At 41.4% G+C, this 22,461-nt stretch carries 15 protein-coding genes; 7 read left to right on the top strand and 8 right to left on the bottom strand.

Going from position 1 to position 22,461, the window contains the following annotated elements; genetic code table 11:
• Positions 1-211: 211 nt before the first annotated feature.
• Positions 212-1,609: a Si-specific NAD(P)(+) transhydrogenase gene (gene sthA, locus M1F25_RS01440; protein WP_181489109.1), complete on the top strand. Its 1,398-nt coding sequence runs from the start codon at positions 212-214 to the stop codon at positions 1,607-1,609.
• A gap of 73 nt (positions 1,610-1,682) precedes the next feature.
• Here sthA and oxyR read toward each other — a convergent pair whose 3' ends face one another.
• Positions 1,683-2,588: a DNA-binding transcriptional regulator OxyR gene (oxyR, locus tag M1F25_RS01435; RefSeq protein ID WP_004265340.1), complete on the bottom strand. Its 906-nt coding sequence runs from the start codon at positions 2,586-2,588 to the stop codon at positions 1,683-1,685.
• Positions 2,589-4,029: 1,441 nt separating this feature from the next.
• Between oxyR and M1F25_RS01430 the strand changes: the two genes are divergently transcribed.
• Positions 4,030-4,368: a pilus assembly protein gene (locus M1F25_RS01430; RefSeq protein WP_181489107.1), complete on the top strand. Its 339-nt coding sequence runs from the start codon at positions 4,030-4,032 to the stop codon at positions 4,366-4,368.
• A 76-nt stretch (positions 4,369-4,444) separates the two neighbouring features.
• Positions 4,445-4,789, top strand: a complete 345-nt coding sequence (locus M1F25_RS01425) for a hypothetical protein (RefSeq protein ID WP_181489105.1) — start codon at positions 4,445-4,447, stop codon at positions 4,787-4,789.
• A 64-nt stretch (positions 4,790-4,853) separates the two neighbouring features.
• Here M1F25_RS01425 and argH read toward each other — a convergent pair whose 3' ends face one another.
• The 4 genes from argH to argC all read right to left on the bottom strand — a co-directional run bounded on the left by argH (position 4,854) and on the right by argC (position 9,369).
• Positions 4,854-6,230: an argininosuccinate lyase gene (argH, locus tag M1F25_RS01420; protein WP_112308368.1), complete on the bottom strand. Its 1,377-nt coding sequence runs from the start codon at positions 6,228-6,230 to the stop codon at positions 4,854-4,856.
• 78 nt (positions 6,231-6,308) lie between these two features.
• Positions 6,309-7,529 carry an argininosuccinate synthase gene (locus tag M1F25_RS01415; protein WP_004265334.1) on the bottom strand — a complete coding sequence of 407 codons (1,221 nt, stop codon included), beginning with the start codon at positions 7,527-7,529 and terminating at the stop codon, positions 6,309-6,311.
• Between the two features lie 44 nt (positions 7,530-7,573).
• Positions 7,574-8,350, bottom strand: a complete 777-nt coding sequence (gene argB, locus M1F25_RS01410) for an acetylglutamate kinase (protein ID WP_004265333.1) — start codon at positions 8,348-8,350, stop codon at positions 7,574-7,576.
• A gap of 14 nt (positions 8,351-8,364) precedes the next feature.
• The gene (gene argC, locus M1F25_RS01405) at positions 8,365-9,369 is read right to left on the bottom strand and encodes an N-acetyl-gamma-glutamyl-phosphate reductase (RefSeq protein WP_112308369.1); all 1,005 of its coding nucleotides are present in this window, start codon (positions 9,367-9,369) and stop codon (positions 8,365-8,367) included.
• Between the two features lie 102 nt (positions 9,370-9,471).
• Here argC and argE point away from each other — a divergent pair, with 102 nt between their 5' ends.
• From argE to gadC, 4 genes are all read left to right on the top strand, one after another.
• Positions 9,472-10,626 carry an acetylornithine deacetylase gene (argE, locus tag M1F25_RS01400; protein WP_112308370.1) on the top strand — a complete coding sequence of 385 codons (1,155 nt, stop codon included), beginning with the start codon at positions 9,472-9,474 and terminating at the stop codon, positions 10,624-10,626.
• 228 nt (positions 10,627-10,854) lie between these two features.
• Positions 10,855-11,739, top strand: coding sequence for a methylenetetrahydrofolate reductase (gene metF, locus M1F25_RS01395; protein ID WP_004265327.1), 885 nt, complete (start codon positions 10,855-10,857; stop codon positions 11,737-11,739).
• 705 nt (positions 11,740-12,444) lie between these two features.
• A complete protein-coding gene (locus tag M1F25_RS01390; protein ID WP_004265325.1) occupies positions 12,445-13,845 on the top strand; it encodes a glutamate decarboxylase in 1,401 nt (466 codons plus the stop codon).
• A gap of 112 nt (positions 13,846-13,957) precedes the next feature.
• A complete protein-coding gene (gene gadC / locus M1F25_RS01385; protein ID WP_164456194.1) occupies positions 13,958-15,493 on the top strand; it encodes a glutamate:gamma-aminobutyrate antiporter in 1,536 nt (511 codons plus the stop codon).
• Between the two features lie 77 nt (positions 15,494-15,570).
• Here the strand turns inward: gadC and ppc are convergent, their stop codons facing one another.
• From ppc to metB, 3 genes are all read right to left on the bottom strand, one after another.
• Positions 15,571-18,210, bottom strand: coding sequence for a phosphoenolpyruvate carboxylase (ppc, locus tag M1F25_RS01380; protein WP_140172847.1), 2,640 nt, complete (start codon positions 18,208-18,210; stop codon positions 15,571-15,573).
• A 403-nt stretch (positions 18,211-18,613) separates the two neighbouring features.
• On the bottom strand, positions 18,614-21,055 hold the full coding sequence (locus tag M1F25_RS01375; protein ID WP_140172848.1) for a bifunctional aspartate kinase/homoserine dehydrogenase II: 2,442 nt from the start codon (positions 21,053-21,055) through the stop codon (positions 18,614-18,616).
• Positions 21,056-21,067: 12 nt separating this feature from the next.
• Positions 21,068-22,228 (bottom strand): cystathionine gamma-synthase, encoded by a 1,161-nt coding sequence (gene metB / locus M1F25_RS01370; RefSeq protein WP_181489103.1) that lies wholly within the window; start codon positions 22,226-22,228, stop codon positions 21,068-21,070.
• Positions 22,229-22,461 lie beyond the last annotated feature (233 nt).

Here is a 22,461-nt window from a genome sequence, read left to right as displayed (position 1 = left end):
TTTTTCAATTAGTTTTTTAACACTGATATACTACCAACCTTTTATTAAACAATACGTCAGCAAATCCTTGGGAGCATGCATAAATATGTGACTAGGGTAAGCGAGTGTAGCCAACGCTGTATCAATTTGAAAAACGACGAGGAAATTAGGTGAAATAACCAACTAATGATAACATCTTGTTGTCATTTTGTTTTAGAGCAGGTCTTACCTCATGCAACTTACCCATTTTGATGCAATAGTCATTGGTTCCGGTCCTGGTGGTGAAGGCGCCGCCATGGGGCTAGTGAAACAAGGAAAAAACGTTGCTGTTATAGAACGTTATAATAATGTCGGCGGAGGCTGTACCCACTGGGGAACCATTCCCTCAAAAGCCCTCCGTCATGCTGTTAGCCGTATTATCGAATTCAACCAAAACCCTCTTTATAGTGATAACTCCCGTAGCTTAAGCTCCTCTTTCTCTGAAATTCTTCGTCATGCTGAAACGGTAATTAGCCAACAAACACGCATGCGCCAAGGTTTTTATGAGCGTAATGGTTGCCAAATGTTTTCGGGTGAAGCCACCTTTATCGATGAGCAACATATCAGTGTCCGTTACGCAGATGGCAGTTGTGACGTTTTAAGTGCGGATAAAATCGTGATTGCCACAGGTTCTCGTCCATACTGTCCGTCCGATGTTGATTTCAATCATTCTCGAATTTATAACAGTGATACGATCCTCAACCTAACTCACGAACCTCGCCATGTCATTATTTATGGTGCCGGAGTGATAGGCTGTGAATACGCCTCTATATTTCGTGGATTAGGGGTTAAAGTTGATTTAATCAATACCCGCGATCATCTATTGGCCTTTCTTGACCAAGAAATATCAGATGCCTTGTCGTATCATTTTTGGAATAGTGGCGTTGTTATTCGCCATAATGAAGAATATGAAAAAATCGAAGGGGTCGAAGACGGTGTTATTGTTCACCTGAAGTCGGGTAAAAAAGTCAAAGCAGACTGCTTACTGTATGCGAACGGAAGAACGGGTAACACAGATAGCTTAGGTCTCGCTAATGTCGGGATTGAGGCTGATGGCCGCGGTTTAGTTAAAGTCAATAAAGCATATCGCACCACTAATGAACATATCTATGCTGTTGGTGATGTCATCGGCTACCCAAGCTTAGCCTCTGCGGCCTACGACCAAGGACGAATTGCGGCCCGAGCCATTGGTGGTAGTTTAGGTGATGCTCATTTAGTAGAAGATATTCCAACAGGGATTTATACTATTCCTGAAATTAGTTCAGTTGGTAAAACAGAGCAAGAATTGACCGCAATGAAAGTGCCTTATGAAGTCGGTCGGGCACAATTTAAACATTTAGCACGTGCACAAATCGCAGGTATGAATGTCGGTAGTTTGAAAATATTATTCCATAGAGAAACATTACAGATACTAGGCATTCACTGTTTTGGTGAAAGAGCGGCTGAAATTATCCATATCGGCCAAGCTATCATGGAACAAAAAGGTGAAGGTAATACTATAGAATATTTCGTGAATACAACCTTCAATTACCCAACAATGGCGGAAGCTTTCCGTGTTGCGGCTTTAAATGGTTTAAATCGACTATTTTAATTATTTTGTGATTTATGGTTGCCAATAACCTGGCAACCATCATCAACTAAAAAATAATATTGGCGGCTTAACCTTAAACTCTATTTTTATAATAGTTATCCATTGAGTTATAGATGGTCTCAGCTAATTGTTCATAGCGCCCACGTAACGGTGAACCCGGGCGATAAACTAATACAATTGTACGTTTCGGCTCAGGCTCAATACAATTTAAATAACATACCCCATCACGACAAACTTCATTTGGTACCGATAAATCAGGTAAAAGTGTAATTCCACTCCCTGCGGCCACCATATTTCTTAACGTTTCTAAGCTCGTTGCCCTGAAGTGTGTGTCTTCCTTCGCGCCCGCTTGGAAGCAGAAGCCCATCGCTTGGTCACGTAAACAGTGGCCATCTTCTAACATTAATAGCTTTTCACCTGACAACTCACTCATTTCAATCGTATCACGATCATGCCATGGGTGACTCTCATAAATAGCCAGTTTCATCGGTTCTTCGAATAACGGAACAACAATAAAAGGTTCCGTTTCTTTAACTTCCGCTAAAATAGCGCAATCTAATTTACCGCTGTCTAACTGAGCTAATAATTGCTGAGTTTGCGCTTCATGCAAATAGATTTCTAATTTCGGATGAGCTTGGTGCAATTGCGGAATAATATGAGGTAATAGATATGGCGCAACCGTTGGGATTAAACCAATATGTAATGGGCCCGACATGCTTTCCCCTTGGAGGGCGGCCATTTCTTGTAATACTTTAATTTCACGCAAAATAGTACGGGCTTGTTCAACCAATAATAAACCTTGTTGAGTGAAAAGAACTTTGCGGCTGGTTCTTTCTAACAACATAACGCCAAGTTCTTCTTCTAATTTACGAATTTGGCCACTAAGAGTAGGTTGGCTAACATGACAAGAATCCGCGGCACGTCTAAAATGTTTATGTTCGGCGAGTGCGACAAGGTACTCTAAATCTCGAATATTCATATTTCTTTTCCTTTCGTGAATTCTCTGTCAAACCAAAGATAGATAATACCAATCACTATATCGATATTGTTTTGTTTTATCTATTGATAAATTGAAAAATAGGGAGAAAACCTCATTTTCTGTACAAAACCCGCAATAAAATGAAATAAAATGTAATATTTAGAAACAAAATGTGTCATTATTTACCCTCCTGTTATTTACAAAGAAAGCACAACACCAGAAAAACATTAAGTTTTACTTATCATACTTAAAACAGTATTAAATATAAGTTTAAACTCTACTTAAGATCGATATTAAAGTAAAAATCCAATTGACCAACCTCAAAAACATTTCAAGCTAGTACATGGGTACGATCTTAAAAAAAAGAAGAAGTAATTTTTTTTAAATTTGCATTAATTTATTATTTTAGTTTTATAATTTCATGAGTGAAAATAACGTCATGTATAAAGTCCTTTAAAATCTTACACATAATTACACACACTTTTATTGTGGATAAACTCAAAATAACACCCTATATTTATTATAAGAAAAAAAGCATAGAACAGCATCAATTCAAATTAATAGTTTTATATAGTCACCTAACTTCTGCAATATCCTCATCAATGATGATAATACGGAGGGCTAAATACTATGAACACTATTATCAGCTTTACCTTCCCCATAAATGATCTAAATAGCAAACAAAGTTATTACAGAAAACCACAAGCATGCCGATATAAGATATGCATGTATATGATGAGCAGTGATACAAGCATAAGTTTGAAAACTGCACATACCAATAAAAATCCTCTAGGGGGTATAACAACATAAATAGGTAATTCAAAATACTGATGAATACCAATATGAATGAGGTAATAAAAATGAAGAGTAAAAGCATCAAATACAAATTCAAGTATCGAAAACATAATTTAGAGCAATACTGAAACGTTTTCATTAATAATAAGGTGGTATTAACCAATATTATTTTGGAAACAAAGAACATCACTCTCCAAAGGTTTAAAAAAGAAATCACAATGCCTTATTTCTGAAACATTTTGTCATATTCATTTTCACTTTCAATTAAACTTTGTAAATTTGTATTTAAAAACAAATTAAAAATCTCAATATAACAGCCATTTTTTATATCTAAAAATGAATATATTCAAGGCGGTTTTAAAAAACGCCACAATAGATTAAACCACCCAAAAGGGGGGTTTTGATGCAAACACAGAACATTAAACACTAACAAACCAAATTTAACGGAATATTGTAAATATAAATCATTAAAAAATGACCCTAGAGATATATTAAAGCAGGTCATTTAGAATTATATTTTAATACATTTTTAGCTTTTAGATTTACACCTTTTTAGAGTTTTTCATTTTATAATTCTTCCCATAGCAAGATATATGAAAACTTAAACAAACCGAATTACAGAAATTTGAAATTAGGAGCAAACATTATGACGGTTAAAAAAATCACTTCAGTATTAACTTTAACTTTCGCTTTAGCTGCAACATCATTCTTTACTACGAATGTACAAGCTGAAGGAAATCAAACAACCATTACTTTTAAAGCCATGATTGTCTCTCCACCATGTACCTATGACATTAATCAAAACAACACAACTTTGAATTGTTTTAATAATGAAAAAAACAAAATGGAATCTAGCCCAATTAACTTTTCCAAAGAGAAAAAATCCCCAGAATGGAAAAAATTAAATGGAAGCACGAGTATTTACCAATTCAATTGGACTAATAAAGAAAAAGGATATGCATTATTATCCGTGCAACACGCTTAATTAGAAAATAACCCGATTTTAAAAACACATTACATAAACAACTGATTTAAAACGAATTAAGTTGTAGGGCTCTATTATGCAAAAATCAATAACAGAAAGAGTATTTAATCGTTCATTAACAGCTTTAATATTAGTTTTAGCATTCAGTACATTCAATACCTATGCGAACCAAAGCCCAGAATCAGGCACTATTAGCTTCAATGGCGCAGTGGTTCACCCAACTTGTACGAATGCTGTCTCTGATACACATATTAAATTGAGTTGCTTGAATAATACTGAGTCTACAATGACAAATATTGGGCTAAATAATATTACTCAAGAAAAAGATTGGAACGTTATTAATGATGGTCGAAATGAATACTCATACAATTGGATCAATGAGGAGAAGCAATTAAGAATGTTAACCATTAAATATATTTAAAAACAAACGCGTTATGGGAATTGGGGTAGTCATGCTACCCCCCATTTTTATCTTCTATAACCGATCACAGCTCTAATCGTTTTTTTGCTTCTACAATAGCATTTGCCACTTGTTTCTGAGATACCCCGCCTTTTGCTAACCGCTTATCTAAACAAGATTGTAGTGATAAAACTTCATAGACATCCAACTGAATAGTGCTACTGAATTTTTGCAAATCACTTAAAGCCATTTCCTCTAAAGCTTTACCTTGCCCAATTGCGGCAACAACGGCCTCACCCACAATATGATGCGCTTCACGGAATGGAACACCTTTAGCAACCAGATAATCAGCGAGTTCGGTTGCATTCGCATAACCTTGCTTTGCGGCATCTTCACAACGACCGCGACGAATTTGAATACCATCAAGAACCAACGCAGCCATGTGCATGCAATCTAACCAAGTATCTAATGCATCAAATAGCCCTTCTTTGTCTTCTTGCATATCTTTGTTGTAAGCAAGAGGGAGCCCTTTTAGGGTCATCATCATACCTGTCAATGCACCTTGGACACGCCCACATTTTCCACGGATCAATTCCAATGCATCAGGGTTTTTCTTTTGCGGCATAAGTGATGAACCCGATGTCACTTTGTCTGATAGCTCAACAAAGCCAGCTTCTCCACTATTAAAGAAAATTAAATCTTCAGCAAAGCGGGATAAATGAACCATACCGATACTTGCGTTCGATAATAATTCAAGAACGTGATCTCTGTCTGATACCGTATCCAAGCTATTACGCGTTGCAGAAGAAAAACCTAACCAAGAGGCAAGCTGCTCACGGTCGATATCATAAGCCGTTCCTGCTAATGCCCCACACCCTAATGGGCTGACATCTAAACGTTTTAAGGTATCTTTTAAACGGCTTTCGTCGCGCGCTAGCATTTCGCTATAGGCTAAACACCAGTGGGCAAATGTCACCGGTTGGGCACGTTGTAAATGGGTATAACCTGGCATTACTGCATCTTGGTTATTTTCTGCGGTGATGACCAACGCTTTTTGTAATTCGGTTACCGCTTCAAGCAACAATGCGACTTGGTCTTTACACCACAGTTTTAAATCTGTTGCCACTTGGTCATTACGGCTACGACCGGTATGTAATTTTTTACCTAAATCACCAACTTTATCAATCAGCTTACCTTCAACCCAGCTATGAATATCTTCTGCGTCACTTTGCAGGATAATTTCAGGGTTATCTTGCACTTCTTTCAGTAAGGAGTTTAGCGCTTGTTCTAAAGTTTGTTGTTCGCTATCAGACAATACACCAACTGTTACTAGTGATTTTGACCATGCGACTGAGCCGATAATATCTTGTTGCGCCAGGCGATAATCGAAACGCAATGAATCATTAAACTGTTTGAACCGTTGATCCGCTTGCTGACTAAAACGTCCACCCCAAAGTGCCATAACTAATCCCTACCTGATTGATAAAATAAGTTTTTAACCCCAACAGCAGTCTTGGCTGTCGGGGGACTACTATTTGATTTACTTCGCTTTGTTTTGTTCTTTCAGCGCACGGATACGTGAAGACAGCGAGTAAAGACGAATAAACCCACCTGCATGACTGTGGTCATAAACTTCATCTTCACCAAATGTGGCAAATTCCTCAGAATACAAGCTCTTATCCGCTTTTTTCTGAATCGCAGTCACTTGCCCTTTATATAATTTCAGAACAACTTCCCCTGTCACATCTTGTGCTAATGATTCAGCAGCCGCTTGCAGCGAGTGACGTAGTGGTGCGAACCAACGGCCATCATAAACTACATATGACATTTCTAAGCCGAGTTGCTCACGCCATTTGTAGCTGTCACGGTCAAGAACCAGTTGTTCAATACCACGTAATGCCGCCATCATAATGGTGCCTCCCGGGGTTTCATAGCAACCACGAGATTTCATACCCACTAAACGGTTTTCAACGATATCAATACGGCCCACTCCATGTTTTGCACCTAAAGTATTTAATGCTTCTAAACAGCCAAGTGGAGACAATGCTTGACCATTTACCGAAACGACTTCACCGTGTTTGACACCAACGGTAACTAATTCAGCTTCATCTGGTGCATCTTGCGGATCGACAGTCCATACCCAACAATCTTGGTTTGCAGCATTCCATGTGCTTTCTAAAACACCACCTTCCGTAGAAATGTGCCATGCGTTTTCATCACGGCTGTAGATTTTTTCAAGGCTAGCTGTTGTTGGAATATTACGCTCTTTCAGATAATCGAGCAGCGCTTCACGGGAACGTAAGTCCCACTCACGCCATGGTGCAACCACTTGTAACTGTGGTGCTAATGCCGTATAGGTGCTTTCGAAACGCACTTGGTCATTACCTTTACCTGTTGCGCCATGGGCAACAGCATCTGCACCCACTTTTAAGGCAATTTCAACTTGCGCTTTAGCAATGATTGGACGAGCCATTGACGTACCTAATAAATAGCTACCTTCATATAGCGCCCCCGTTTTCAATACAGGGTAAATATATTCTTTGATGAACTCTTCACGTAAATCGACGACATAGCACTCGGATGCACCTGATTGTAGAGCTTTTTTCTCTACGCCTACTAAATCTTCACGGTCTTGCCCCACATCCGCAACGAAGGCCACGACTTCGCAATCGTCATAGTTTTCTTTTAGCCATGGAATAATTGCTGATGTATCCAGGCCACCTGAATATGCTAATACAATCTTTTTAATGCCCTTTTTCATAACGTACCTATCCGCTCAATTAATATAGTTATTCCATGGCTCATTTATGATGCCAAGATCCGTGTTCCGATTGCTGTTCCATTAAACAGCTCGGGAAGTTGTTCTGCATGACGCCAACTTGCGATATCAACAGAGCGTTGTAAGGCTGCCGCAGCGTCTAACGCCGCATTGACCTTCACAATCATTCCATCGGTAATAATTCCCTGCTCAATGAGCTTTTGCGCTTTTTGCGTCGTCATTTCGTCAATTTTTTGGCCTTTACCATCCAAAATACCGCTCACATCAGACAGTAAAACCAAATCTGCGTTTAAGGCTTGGGCGATAGCGGTTGCAGCTTGGTCCGCATTTACATTCATCAACTCACCTTCGGGTGTGATACCTATAGAGCTGATAATGGGTAAATAGCCTGCACCCAACAATAATTTCAATAATTTCGCATCGCCAGGTTTGGCATCACCGACATGACCTAATTCTTCGTTTAATTGAGTCACTGTGGCACTTTGCCCATCACCGAGAGAAAGCCCTACGGCTGGAAGTTGATACTTCGTTGCCCATGCCAGTAATGTTTTATTCGCCGTACCTGCTAATGCCCCTGTAATGATATCGATTTGGTCTGCTGGCGTGACTCGTAACCCTTGCTTTTTAACGACAGGTAATTGCAGTTTTTGCATCAATTCATCAACTAAACAGCCACCGCCATGTACAATCACCAACTCACGTTGATGTGCTTGCCGATAGGTTTGAATCGCTGTAAATAATTTTTCAAGTGCCTCGACGCTATCAAGTAACACTCCGCCCAATTTAATCACTAAGGGTTGCATGGGGTTAATCCTTCTTAAAATAAAGACTGAGTTTCAGCAAAACCAAAACGAATATTCATGCACTGAACGGCTTGTGCTGCCGCACCTTTAAGTAGGTTATCTTCTGTACCCACTAAAATCAGGTGTTCACCTTTCAATACATAGCCAATATCACAAAACGGCGTACCAACTACCGATTTCAATGCAGGAACGCCTTTTTCATATAGCCGCACTAACGGTTTATTTTGATAAGCATCTTTAAACGTTTGTGTGATTTTTTCTGCCGAAACACCCGCTTTTACTTTGCACGTAATCGTTGCAAGGATGCCTCGAGAGAAATTGCCTAAATGTGGTGTAAAAATAACCTCTCTTCCCAAGTGGGTCGCAATTTCTGGCTGATGGCGATGAGTAAAGATGCCATAAGGTTGCAAACTCACTTCACAAAAGCTGTTGGTCATCGAGGCTTTACGGCCTGCTCCAGAGACTCCGCTGGTGGCATTAATCACTGGCCACATAGCTTCATCTAGCAAATTGCCTTCAATCAATGGTTTAAGTGCTAATTGGGAAACCGTTGGGTAACACCCTGGTACTGCGATCAGTTGCGCTTGACGAATTTTATCGGCCTGCCATTCTGCTAAACCGTAAACTGCTTGCATTAGCCATTCAGTATTTGTATGTTCAAAGCCATAGTATTGCGTATAGAACGCAGGATCTTGAACACGATAAGCACCCGATAAGTCGAACACAACGCAGCCCGCTTCAAGAAACTGAGGGGCTATGTCGTGGCTTACTTCATGTGCAGTGGCAAGAAAAACAACATCAATACCTTCCGCTGCTTCTGCGACATCGGTTAATGGCAGAACGGGAAGGTCTATGATGCCTTTATACTGAGGATGTAAATCAGAAAAACGTTTATTTGCATCCGCACTTTGCTTCGATACCATCAATCCTTGAAGATTAACTTCAGGATGGCGTTGCAAATAACCGGCTAATTCTGCTCCAGTATAGCCACTGGCCCCGATAATGAGTGTGTTCAACATATGCTTTCTACCTTGTACTCGTGACCCAAACAGTTTAATGTGTATTTTTATTCAAATAAAGTGCATGAATATTGATACTATTATGGATAAAGGCTGTCAACAGTGAATATTAAATTACCTGCATTTATTGAGATTTATCGTCAATTAATTGCGACTCCGTCGATTAGTGCGACTGATTCTCATTTGGACCAGAGCAATAAAGCCCTGGTGGAACTTCTCGGTGGGTGGCTGGAGACGTTAGGTTTTTCGGTCAACATTCAACCTGTGCCGGAAACGCGAGATAAATATAATTTGCTTGCATCTATTGGTGAAGGAAATGGTGGGCTGATGCTATGCGGCCATACCGATACCGTGCCCTTTGATGATGGACGTTGGAGTAAAAACCCGTTTGAGCTAACAGAGCATGACGGCAAGTTATATGGGCTCGGAACCGCAGATATGAAAGGCTTTTTTGCTTTCATTGTTGATGCGTTACGCGATATGGATTTAACTCAGCTCAAACGCCCACTGCATATATTGGCCACTGCGGATGAAGAAACATCGATGGCTGGCGCACGTTATTTTGCAGCCAGTACAGCGCTAAGACCGGATTTTGCGATTATTGGAGAACCAACTTCGTTACAACCGATTCGTGCGCACAAAGGACATTTATCAAATGCTATCCGCATTACTGGACAATCGGGGCATTCTAGTGACCCAGAACGTGGGGTCAATGCCATTGAATTAATGCATGAGTCTATTTCCCATTTGATGGACTTACGAAATACGTTAAAAGAACGATTTAACAACCCTGCATTTGTCATTCCCTACCCGACGATGAACTTTGGTCATATTCATGGCGGTGATGCAGCCAACCGAATTTGTGGTTGTTGTGAATTACACATGGACATTCGCCCACTCCCCGGCCTGACTTTGCAGGACTTAGATGAACTACTCAATGAAGCTCTTGAGCCTGTTAGTGCCCGTTGGCCAGGTCGCTTGGCGATCGAGCCCATGCATCCGCCGATCCCTGGCTATGAATGCCCAACGGACCACAAGATGGTGGCAGTAATTGAACAGTTGTTGGGGCAAAAAGCGGATACCGTGAATTACTGTACTGAAGCGCCGTTTATCCAAGAGCTCTGCCCGACGTTGGTTCTTGGCCCTGGTTCTATTGAGCAAGCACATCAGCCTGATGAATTTATCGATATGCGCTTTATTGAACCTACTCGCCAATTAATTAGCCAAATGGTTGAGCACTTCTGTTTCACTGAGTAAATCTGACTAGCCATCGATTTAAGCGCGACACTGAACAGGGTCGCGTTTTTTATCATGAATTATTTTCCTGTTGCCTTTGAAAAAACCTCAGCGTCATAATTTAATTTAAGTATTGACTATTGGTACCGATCTGGTAATTTCTATTTGGACGTCTAAACGTATAGACGCACAAATGGATATAATAACGTACAAAAAATAGTTAGTTTGCAAATTGCGAGGTTACAGGGTATGAGTTTTTTTCACGCAAATCAGCGCGAAGCGCTAAATCAAAACTTAGCTGAGTTAGATGGCCAAATTAATGTTTCATTTGAGTTTTTCCCACCTCGCAGTGAAGAGATGGAGCAGACACTATGGAAATCTATTGATAGGCTCAAAAACCTGAAACCTCAATTTGTCTCCGTGACTTATGGTGCGAATTCCGGCGAACGCGACAGAACGCACAGTATCATCAAAGATATTAAGGATAAAACCGGTTTAATTGCAGCCCCTCACCTAACATGTATTGATGCAAGCCCTGAAGAATTGAAAGCCATTGCTCGTGACTATTGGAATAATGGTATTCGTCATATTGTTGCATTGCGTGGTGATTTACCTGACAACAGCCGTAAACCAGATATGTATGCTGTTGATCTAGTCGAGCTGTTAAAAAGTGAAGCGGATTTTGATATTTCTGTTGCGGCCTACCCTGAAGTTCACCCTGAAGCCAAAAGCGCTCAAGCCGATTTAATTAGTTTAAAAAAGAAGATTGATGCGGGAGCTAACCGTGCAATCACTCAGTTTTTCTTTGATGTTGAGAGCTATTTACGTTTTCGTGACCGCTGCGTCGCGACAGGTATTGATGTGGAAATCGTGCCGGGGATTTTACCCGTCTCTAACTTTCGTCAACTCGAGCGCTTTGCCAAACTGACTAACGTACGCATTCCTGCATGGATGAGTAAAATGTACGAAGGGTTAGATGACGACCCTGAGAGCCGTAACCTTGTCGGCGCATCAATCGCCATGGATATGGTCAAAATTCTTAGCCGTGAAGGCGTGAAAGATTTTCATTTTTACACGCTGAACCGCTCTGAGCTCACCTATGCTATCTGCCATACTTTGGGAGTTAGGCCTTAATTTAGTCGGATGAGGCGAATATTTTGCCTCATCCCTTTGCTATTTTCTTCTATTCTTATAAATATCTTCTATTTTCCCAGAAAAAAATATCAAATAGCTAGAACTAGTTATTTCTTGTTTAAAAAAGAACCAGTGTTTTTAAGGTAAATATATTAACGTGATATCTAAACTGATTAGATTTGCGAACTACTTTTCCACAATATAACTCATGCTATTATTTTCTTTATATTCAAATTCATTTTGCCACAATAATTATATTTAACGGTTAACGGTATAAATTAACTTTAAACATTATGAAAATCAGGGTTTAAATAAAAGTTACATAACTTAACATTATTGAAATATTAGTTTTTTATGAACATTTATTTATTTCCACTACATTTTTCGCCCATATAAAATCAAATAAAAATAACTAAAAAGCTAAATACATAGAAATAAAAACCATAAAAATGTAATAATTTAGTTAAATTGAGTGATTTTTAGCATCACTTTATGAACATAATCAGCTATTGAGAAAAATTATCTATAACCAAAATAACCATAAACCATCATTCACTCTACTGTTACTTTCTAATTATGACGGTTTTCATTAAATTATCTTTTTTATTTGAACACTTTTGAATTTTTAAAAAGACGGCGTATATTTAATATTGAGCTCAAGATTAATAGTATTTAATTACCACATGGTCATTGAGGAATTAAAACATGAGTAATAATGCATTAAATTCAAAACACAGTGGAATGGATGATGTCTACGCATCATTAGAATTATCCAAATCATTACCAAAAACCAAGTTTCCATTGAAAGAACAAGCACCACGTAATGTATTTAGTGCAGTACGCGATGAATTAATGCTAGATGGGAATTCACGCCAAAACTTAGCAACATTTTGCCAGACATGGGTGGATGATGAAATTCGTGATTTGATGGATTTGTCTATCGACAAAAACATGATAGATAAAGACGAATATCCACAAACAGCAGAAATTGAAAACCGCTGCGTACATATGTTAGCGGACTTATGGAATTCACCGGATGCAGAAAATACCCTTGGTTGCTCAACCATCGGGTCCTCAGAGGCTGCAATGCTTGGTGGGCTAGCGCTAAAATGGCAATGGCGCAAAAAACAAGCCGCTAAAGGAAAACCGACCGATAAACCTAATTTAATTTGTGGCCCAGTTCAAATCTGTTGGCACAAATTTGCTCGTTATTTCGATGTTGAACTCCGAGAGATCCCTCTTGAAGGTGACCGCCTCATCATGACACCGGAAGAGGTGCTCAAACGTGTCGATGAAAATACTATTGGTGTCGTACCGACCCTTGGGGTGACATTTACCTGCCAATATGAGCCCGTAAAAGCTGTACACGATGCGCTCGATAAACTGCAAAAAGAAACTGGACTGGATATTCCTATCCATGTGGATGGTGCTAGTGGCGGCTTCTTAGCTCCATTTTGTGCACCAGATTTAGAATGGGATTTCCGCTTACCACGTGTAAAATCCATTAATGCATCAGGCCATAAATTTGGTTTGGCGCCATTAGGCGCTGGCTGGGTTATTTGGCGTGAAGCCAAAGACCTTCCAGAAGAATTGATTTTTAATGTGAATTATTTAGGCGGTAATATGCCAACATTCGCACTGAATTTCTCTCGCCCTGGCGGTCAAATCATTGCTCAATATTATAATTTCTTGAGACTGGGTCGCGAAGGCTATGCAAAAATCCACAACGCTTGCTATGCAACTGCACAATACCTCAGCCGTGAAATTGAAAAATTAGGGCCATTTGAAATGATTTTTGATGGTGATAGCCAAACTGGTATCCCTGCATTAGCATGGAAACTGAAAGAAGGCACCGCCACCAGCAAATATTCCCTCTATGACATCGCAGACAAACTGCGTAGCCGTGGCTGGCAAGTTCCTGCTTACTCCATGCCAGCAAACCGTGAAGACCTTGTTATTCAACGTATTCTAGTGCGTCATGGGGTTAGTCTAGATTTAGCCGCATTACTCATTGATGACTTCAAACGCACCTTAGAGTATTTCGATAAGCACCCCGTCAATAAACCGCTAACAGAAGAAGAAGGCGGCGGCTTTAATCACAGTTAATTCTTTTATTCATGATTGTGTTGTTAACGAGCCAAAGAGCCTTAGGTTCTTTGGCTCCTACTGAGATCCGCCCTGAAAAGGCAGATTGTTTATCGATTTGAGGAGAACTCGTATGGCAACAACGACAGCTCCAGCCGCAAAGCAACTGACACTACTTGGCTTTTTTGCCATCACTGCATCAATGGTGATGGCCGTTTATGAATATCCAACATTTGCAACATCTGGCTTTAGCCTCGTATTTTTCCTGCTATTAGGAGGATTATTGTGGTTTATTCCTGTCGCATTGTGTGCCGCAGAAATGGCAACCGTAGAAGGTTGGGAGGAAGGTGGTGTATTTGCATGGGTTTCTAATACATTAGGCGAACGTTGGGGATTTGCCGCTATTTCATTTGGTTATTTACAAATTGCGATTGGCTTTATTCCTATGCTGTATTTCGTATTAGGGGCACTGTCTTATATTTTGAATTGGCCAGAACTGAATACAGACCCAATCACTAAAACGATAGGGGCACTTGTTATTCTCTGGGTATTGGCTTTCACCCAATTTGGCGGAACTAAATATACTGCCACGATTGCGAAAGTCGGTTTTTTCGCAGGCATCTTGCTTCCAGCGCTAATTTTGGTCTTTCTAGCGATCAGCTATTTAGCCAGCGGCTCTCCATTGGCCATTGAAATTAGTACTGAAACCTTTATTCCTGATTTCACCAAAATTGGCACACTCGTGGTATTTGTCGCCTTTATTTTGAGCTATATGGGTGTTGAAGCTTCAGCAACTCACGTTAATGAAATGAAAAACCCCGGTCGAGATTACCCCGCAGCGATGTTTTTACTCATGATAGCGGCAATTTGTTTAAGCTCAATTGGTGGGTTATCGGTAGCAGCGGTGATCCCAAACAGTGAAATTAATTTATCTGCTGGTGTGGTACAAACCTTTGAGGTTCTCGTTACCCACTTTAATTCCACTTTAGAGTGGGCAGTACGGATTATTGCCGCGTTGCTATTACTCGGCGTATTAGCGGAAATTGCCTCTTGGATTGTGGGACCTTCCCGTGGGATGTATGTCGCTGCACAAAAAGGAATTCTGCCGAAAAGCTTTGCCAAAGTGAATAAAAATGGCGTGCCAGTCACGCTAGTGATTTCCCAATTACTGATCACCACGGTGGCGATTATTGTCCTCACTAACACGGGTGGTGGCGGGAATATGTCCTTCCTGATAGCCCTGGCATTAACCGTTGTTATTTATCTGTGTAGCTACTTTATGCTGTTCCTCGGTTATATGCATTTAGTCTGCAAACAATCTGATAAAAAACGGGCATTCAACGTTCCGGGTGGTAAAAGCTTTAAATTGTTAATCGCGTTTGTTGGGTTAGTGATCTCAATTCTGGCATTTGTGGTGTCATTCTTCCCGCCAAGTTCATTGCCGGGCGGGGCAGATGATACGACTTACGTGACGCTGCTCGCGGTCAGTTTTGTGATTATCTTCCTGCTGCCTTTTGTGATTTATGCATTCCACAATAAAGCCGGAAAATCCACCAACGTCTCCATGGTGCATATCAAAACTCACAATGCTCCAACGAACCATTTCTTTATCCATCCTCGGGCGCGTTCGCCTTATCATCTGATCCATAATGATCAGAACAAAAAATAACGTTCGACAATAAACGAAAAGGCTGCCAATTGGCAGCCTTTTACTTATCACTAATTTATAAATAGCGTAATCAATTACTAGCCGGTATTACGCATTCCCGCCGCAACACCTGCAATGGTCACCATCAAAGCTTGCTCGACACGTGGGTCTGGCTGCTCTTGTTGACGGGAACGGTGTAAAAGCTCTGCTTGTAAGACATTTAATGGGTCAGTATAAACATTACGTAACGCGATGGATTCCGCTATCCAAGGTAAATCCGCCATTAGCGCTTCATCTTTTGAAACCGCCAACACGCTTTTAATATCTTCAGATAACTGGTCACGCAGTTTTTGCCCTAATGGCCATAAGCGCTCTTCCACCAAGCGGTGGTCGTAATATTCCGCCAGCCATAAATCTGCTTTTGCATAAACCATTTCTAACATCGCAATGCGCGTATTAAAGAATGGCCACTGCTGCCACATTTCATCAAGAATGGCTTGTTTGCCTTCTTTCTCAATGACATGTTTTAGCGCCGCTCCTGCCCCTAACCATGCGGGTAACATTAAGCGGTTTTGCGTCCATGCAAAAATCCATGGGATCGCACGCAAAGTTTCCACACCACCAGTTGGGCGGCGTTTTGCAGGACGCGACCCAAGCGGTAATTTACCTAGCTCTAGCTCCGGTGTTGCGGCACGGAAATAAGGCACAAAATCCGGTTGTTCACGTACATAATCACGGTACATCGCACAAGACACATCAGATAGCGAATCCATCACGGACTTCCACTCATCTTTTGGCTCTGGTGGCGGTAAAAGGTTCGCTTCTAATATAGCACTGGCGTATAACGCAAGGCTGCTAATGGTAACTTGCGGCAAACCGAATTTAAAACGGATCATCTCGCCTTGCTCGGTTACCCGCAACCCACCTTTTAAACTACCCGGCGGTTGAGAAAGTAATGCAGAATGTGCAGGCGCACCACCGCGGCCAATTGTACCGCCACGCCCATGGAATAATGTCAGTGTGACACCTTCTTTCTCACACAATTTAATCAGTGCATCTTGCGCGCGATACTGCGCCCATGAAGCTGCCATTACCCCTGCATCTTTAGCAGAATCCGAGTAACCAATCATCACCATTTGGCGATCATCGATAAGGTTGCGATACCACTCAATGCTTAACAGCTTGGTCATCACACTTTCTGCGTTATTTAAATCTTCCAGTGTTTCGAATAGCGGCGCGACTGGTAAGCGAACCGACGCCCCATTCTCTTTTAGCAGTAATTTAACCGCCAGCACATCTGATGGGACTTTCGCCATTGAAATAACATAAGCCGCAACAGAATCATTTTTGGCTTTCGCAATCACTCGACAAGTTTCAAACACTTCCTGTGTTTCTGCACTCGGCTGCCAATCTTGCGGGATAAGTGGGCGTAAAGATTGTAGCTCTGCCAACAAAAACTGTTGTTTTTCCTCTTCTGACCACTGCGAGTAATCACCCAACCCTAAATACTGAGTCAGCTCTGCAATGGCTTCAGTGTGACGAGTACTTTCTTGGCGCACATCAATACGTACCAGTTGCAAACCAAAGCTACGAATACGGCGCAGAGTATCCAACAACTGACCATTAGCAATAATTTTCATATTGCAGGCAATTAATGATTGGTAGCACGCGTATAGCGGGTCCCATAATTGAGCATTATCCACCAATAGGTCTGCTGGTGGTAAAACTTGCTCGCCTTTTACACGGCGCTCTAAGTACTCTAGCGTCGAAAATAGTTGGCTACGTAAATTTTTCGCGATTTGGCGATAAGGCTCATCAACGTCATCCCCCCCAGCTAACGCACGCAGCTCTGAGGTCGCTTCCGTCATCGAAAGCTCTGAAACCAATACTTGAATATCTTTGAGGAATAAGTCTGCCGCTTTCCAGCGACTCAGCAATAAAACTTGGCGAGTCACATCCGCAGTTACGTTCGGGTTACCATCACGGTCTCCACCCATCCATGAGGTAAAACGAATAGGATTGGCTTCAACCGGTAATACTGCCCCAATAGAGTCCTCAAGTTGTTCGTTAAATTCACGTAAGAAAGCAGGAACCCCTTCCCACAATGAATTTTCCACAACAGCAAAACCCCATTTAGCTTCATCAATGGGTGTTGGGCGAATTTTACGAATTTCATCGGTATGCCATGATTGAGCCACCAATTGACGCAAGCGGCGCATGATATTATTGCGTTCATAATCCGCAATGTCATCATGGTCGAGTTGTGACAAACAGTTATTTACCTCAACTAATTTATGGATCAACGTACGGCGAGCAATTTCCGTTGGGTGAGCCGTTAAAACCAGCTCAATTGAAAGCTGTTCAACTGCTTTTTGGATATCACCATCAGTGAAGTTTTTGCCTTTTAATCGGCTAAACAGATTTTTCAATGCTACTGGGTTACTTGCCGCTTCGCCGTGAGGCGAAATACTGTGGTATTGCTCAGCGACATTTGTCAGGTTTAAGAATTGGTTAAATGCCCTTGCAACGGGTAGCAATTCATCATTAGAAAGATTTTGTAATGTCATCAGCAGTTTTTGGCGCTGAACTTCATTACCTGCACGAGAAGATTTGGAAAGCTTACGAATGGACTCAACTTTGTCGAGTATGTCCTCACCTAAGGCTTCCTTGATGGTATCGCCGAGTAGCTTACCCAGCATACTGACATTACTGCGCATTGCGGAATATTGCTGATTCATGAGACTCCTGACCTTGTGCTTCTGGCAGAATGCATTCCCGCACGGTTCACGGTTAACAGACTGCTACCTGTTTCCTGTAACAAAATTTCAGTCGGCTGCGTTAGAGTTGTCGTTTTGTGATGCAGGCCGCTAAATTTACCCTTCAGTGTATATTCATATCAGAAAAAAATGACTTTGGGGGATTTTTCTGAAATTTAATTACAGCCTTATTTTTATTAATTTTTCTTATTTAAGTATTGTTTCAGCGCAATATATCGTCGATTCAGCACTTTTAAGACATGAATAATGTTTAAGAATTAAATCATCAGAATAAAAAACAGAAAATGAAGGGATAAATTAAAAATCTTCATGATGCATTGGTGCCCTCAATACCGAAGAGAACACCAATGCACTGAATAAATGATTATAAAAGTTGAGAGAGTCGGTTCAGATCCGATTGAATAGCACCCGCAGTCACATCGCGCCCCGCTCCGGGCCCACGGATCACTAATGGGTTGTCTCGATACCAACGGCTTTCAATAGCAAACACATTGTCACCCGGTAATAATGAGGCCAGTGGATGTTCCGGCTTCACCGCTTCCACCCCCACTTTTGCTTTGCCTTTTACCGCATCAAACCGTGCGACATAACGTAGCACTAACCCAAGTTCTTGCGCCGCTTCTAAGCGCTGCTGCATTTGCTCGTTAATAACCGCACTGTTTTCAAAAAACGCGTCCAAAGAACCTGCCTGTGCTTGTTTTGGCACTAAAGACTCAACTCTCACATCATCCGGCTCGATGTCATAACCCGCTTCACGGGCTAAAATAATTAATTTTCGCATGACATCTTGCCCTGATAAATCAATGCGTGGATCTGGTTCAGTTAACCCTTGCTGCCAAGCTTGCTCTACTAGCTCGCTAAATGGGATAGAACCGTCAAACTGTAAAAATAGCCATGATAGCGTTCCAGAAAAAATACCACTGATAGTCAGAATAGAGTCACCGCTTTCTTTTAAATCACGTACTGTATAGTTAATCGGTAACCCTGCCCCTACCGTCGCGTTATATAACCAGTGACGACCTGTTTTTGCGAACGCATCGCGAATTTGACGATATTGCGCCGTTTGCGCCGCCCCCGCAATTTTATTTGCACTAATCACATGAAAACCATAACTGGCAAAATCTACATAGTCATCTGCCAACGTTTCACTGGCTGTGACGTCTAATACCACTAAATCATCATAAGGGTGGGAGCGCATCCATAAAAATAGGTTATCGTCCTCATGCTCTACGGCTTCATCATCAAAGAAAGCGAGTGCACGACTTGGGTCAATCCCTTGGTAATTCAGTAAGCTACGGCGGCTGTCTACTACGCCAGCTAGGACGAAATCAAAGTCACTACGTGCAGAAATTTTGTGTTGCTCCGCGGCAAAAAGTTCTAACCAACGCGCGCCAATATTCCCTTTACCAAATAACACTAAACCGATGCGTTTTTCTGCGCGGAATAAGCTTTGGTGCATCCCTTTAATTAGATGTTCCGTTTGGTTAGAACGCAAAACAGCAACTAAACTGATATCGTCCTCTGAATGCCAAATAAATTCAACAGGTTGCCCTTTTAATTCCTCATAAAAGCGGTGGCTATGTAACGGTTTTTTACACACCCCCGCACCGACTAATGCCACCAGAGAAAAACCTTCACGTAATGATAATGACCCCGGTAAACCGGCTTCTTCAAGGGTATTTAAGGCACTTTCGACAATCTCGGAGGTATAGCACAATTGCAGTAAAGAACGGTCATGATGAATACCGCGAGCCAAAGGGCGCAATTGAGCACGTTTAAGTAATAAATCCACATCTTTGCAGATTTGTTTAAAATCACGCCCCGCGGCGATACGCAATTCAATCAGACACACATCATCATGACTAGTCACGATTTTCGCACCAGCCCCTGATGCAAGCACCCGTTCAATTTTTGTTGAACCCTGTTCAGGTTGATAGCTACACCTTAATTGCAAATCAATGTTGCTCACAGAAACAGGCTGTAAAGTCCGTGTATGTAAAACGGGAGCCGCTAAACGCGCTAATTCACTCGCTTCATCAAGACGTAACAAAGGCAGTAAACACGCATCTTTCACTTTACGAGGATCCGCACTATATACCCCAGCAACATCACTCCAAATCGTCACTTTAGCAGCATCCGCCAACGCACCAACTTGTGTTGCAGAATAATCACTGCCATTGCGCCCGAGTAATACGGTTTCACCTTGCTGATTCCGTGAAATAAACCCTGTTACCACAATACGACGGTTAGGTAATTGCGTTAGCTGTTGCTGTAACAAATACCGTGACTGTATTTCATCAACTTGTGGCTGTGCCGCACGTTCCGCACGTAGAAATAAACGTGCATCGAGCCATGCACTTGCCATATCGGCTTGGGCAAGCACTTCTGCCATCAAGCGAGCTGACCAAATTTCACCGTGCCCGACCACTTCTGCATAAATCGCATCATTTATGGGTTGATCCAACAATGCACTTAAACGCTCTAAATCGTGAATAAATAACTGGCTTAATTCTACGGCTTTTTGTTCCGGTAAAAGAGATTCAATTAAATCAAGTTGATAGCGGCGTAACGACTGTTGAGCTTGATGAGCCGAAATACGATCACTTTGGCTTAATTTTAACCAATTGATCAACTGATTAGTTGTACTACCCGCGGCAGAAACCACCATTAAATCACCGGGTTGACTATAGTTGGCCATAATTGTTGCAACGCGTTGATAGCACTTCGCATCGGCTAAACTACTGCCCCCAAACTTATGTAACTGGCGGTGGCAAGGAGCCACCTCAACCGCTGTTAGTACACTCATCAAAAAACTCCGCTAACGTTGTGCCGCAACCTGAAATGCGTGATCTAAGTCTGTGATTAAGTCCTGAGGATCTTCAATCCCCACTGAAATTCTTAGCAAGCTATCTGTAATCCCCGCTTGCGCACGAGCTTCTGCTGACATACCTGCATGCGTCATTGTCGCAGTATGGGAAATCAATGTTTCCACCCCACCCAATGACTCCGCCAATGTAAACAGGCTAAGTGAGCGAAGAAAATGGCGAAGTTGTGACTCATCACCTGCAAATTCAAAACTCAGCATCGCACCAAAGCCTTTTTGCTGTTTCACTGCTATTTCGTGCCCGGGGTGATCTTCTAATGCAGGATAATACAATTTTTTCACTAAAGGCTGCGATTTAAGATATTTTACGATCTCTTGTGCGTTTTGCTGTTGCTGTAATACACGTGGAGATAACGTTCTGATACCTCTCAAGAGTAGATAGCTATCAAAAGCGCCCCCAGTAACACCAATATTATTCGCCCACCAAGCAAGCTCTATTACCCACTTTTCTTCTTTCGCAATCACCACTCCTGCAACGATATCAGAATGGCCATTCAGGTATTTAGTGCATGAATGCACCACAAAATCTGCGCCGAGTGAAAGAGGCTGCTGCAAAATTGGGCTTAAAAAAGTATTATCGACAACGACTAATGCCCCTACATCATGGGCTAACTGGGCAATATGCTGTATATCAAAAATTCTTAATAGTGGGTTACTTGGTGTTTCTATTAACACTAATTTGGGTTTTTTCGCTAATGCTGCCTGCAATGCAGATTCATCACTTTGGTCGACAAATTGCACCTGATAAGCCCCACGCTGGCTTTGGCTATTAAATAACCGGTAGCTTCCACCGTAACAGTCATGTGGCGCAACGAGTAAATCACCCGGTTGCAGAAAAACGGTACATAACAGGTGAAGCGCAGACATCCCACTGTTAGTTAGTACCGAACCACTCCCCCCCTCAAGTTGTGCCAATGTTTTTTGCACAATATCACGCCCTGGGTTTCCACGACGTGAATAATCATGAGCTCTCGGTTCATTAAAGTCAGTAAAATTATAGGTACTGGATAAATAAATGGGAGGCACTACGCAACCAAATTGTTGATCTTCATTTAATCCATTATGAATTGCGATAGTTGACGGCTTGTAAGTCATAAACGCTTCTCCTGAACAGTGATAGGCTAAATCATACCCATCGGATGTTTGGACGTCAATATATCTAGACGTCTAAACCTCTTTACGTTTATATCAACTAATGGAATAATCAACCTTAATTATGATGTGTAAATTGATAGTCAATCACACAAATCAGCTTAACTTACTAATTTCACAAAAAATATTGTGATAAACTAAGTTAAGTGTCGTCACATTTGTATGCAGTTCTTCAT

This window comes from Providencia sp. PROV109, from assembly GCF_033681625.1.
GTDB lineage: Bacteria > Pseudomonadota > Gammaproteobacteria > Enterobacterales > Enterobacteriaceae > Providencia > Providencia hangzhouensis.
Note: the sequence above shows the minus strand (reverse complement) of the source record. Positions and strands in the feature narration are given on the sequence as shown.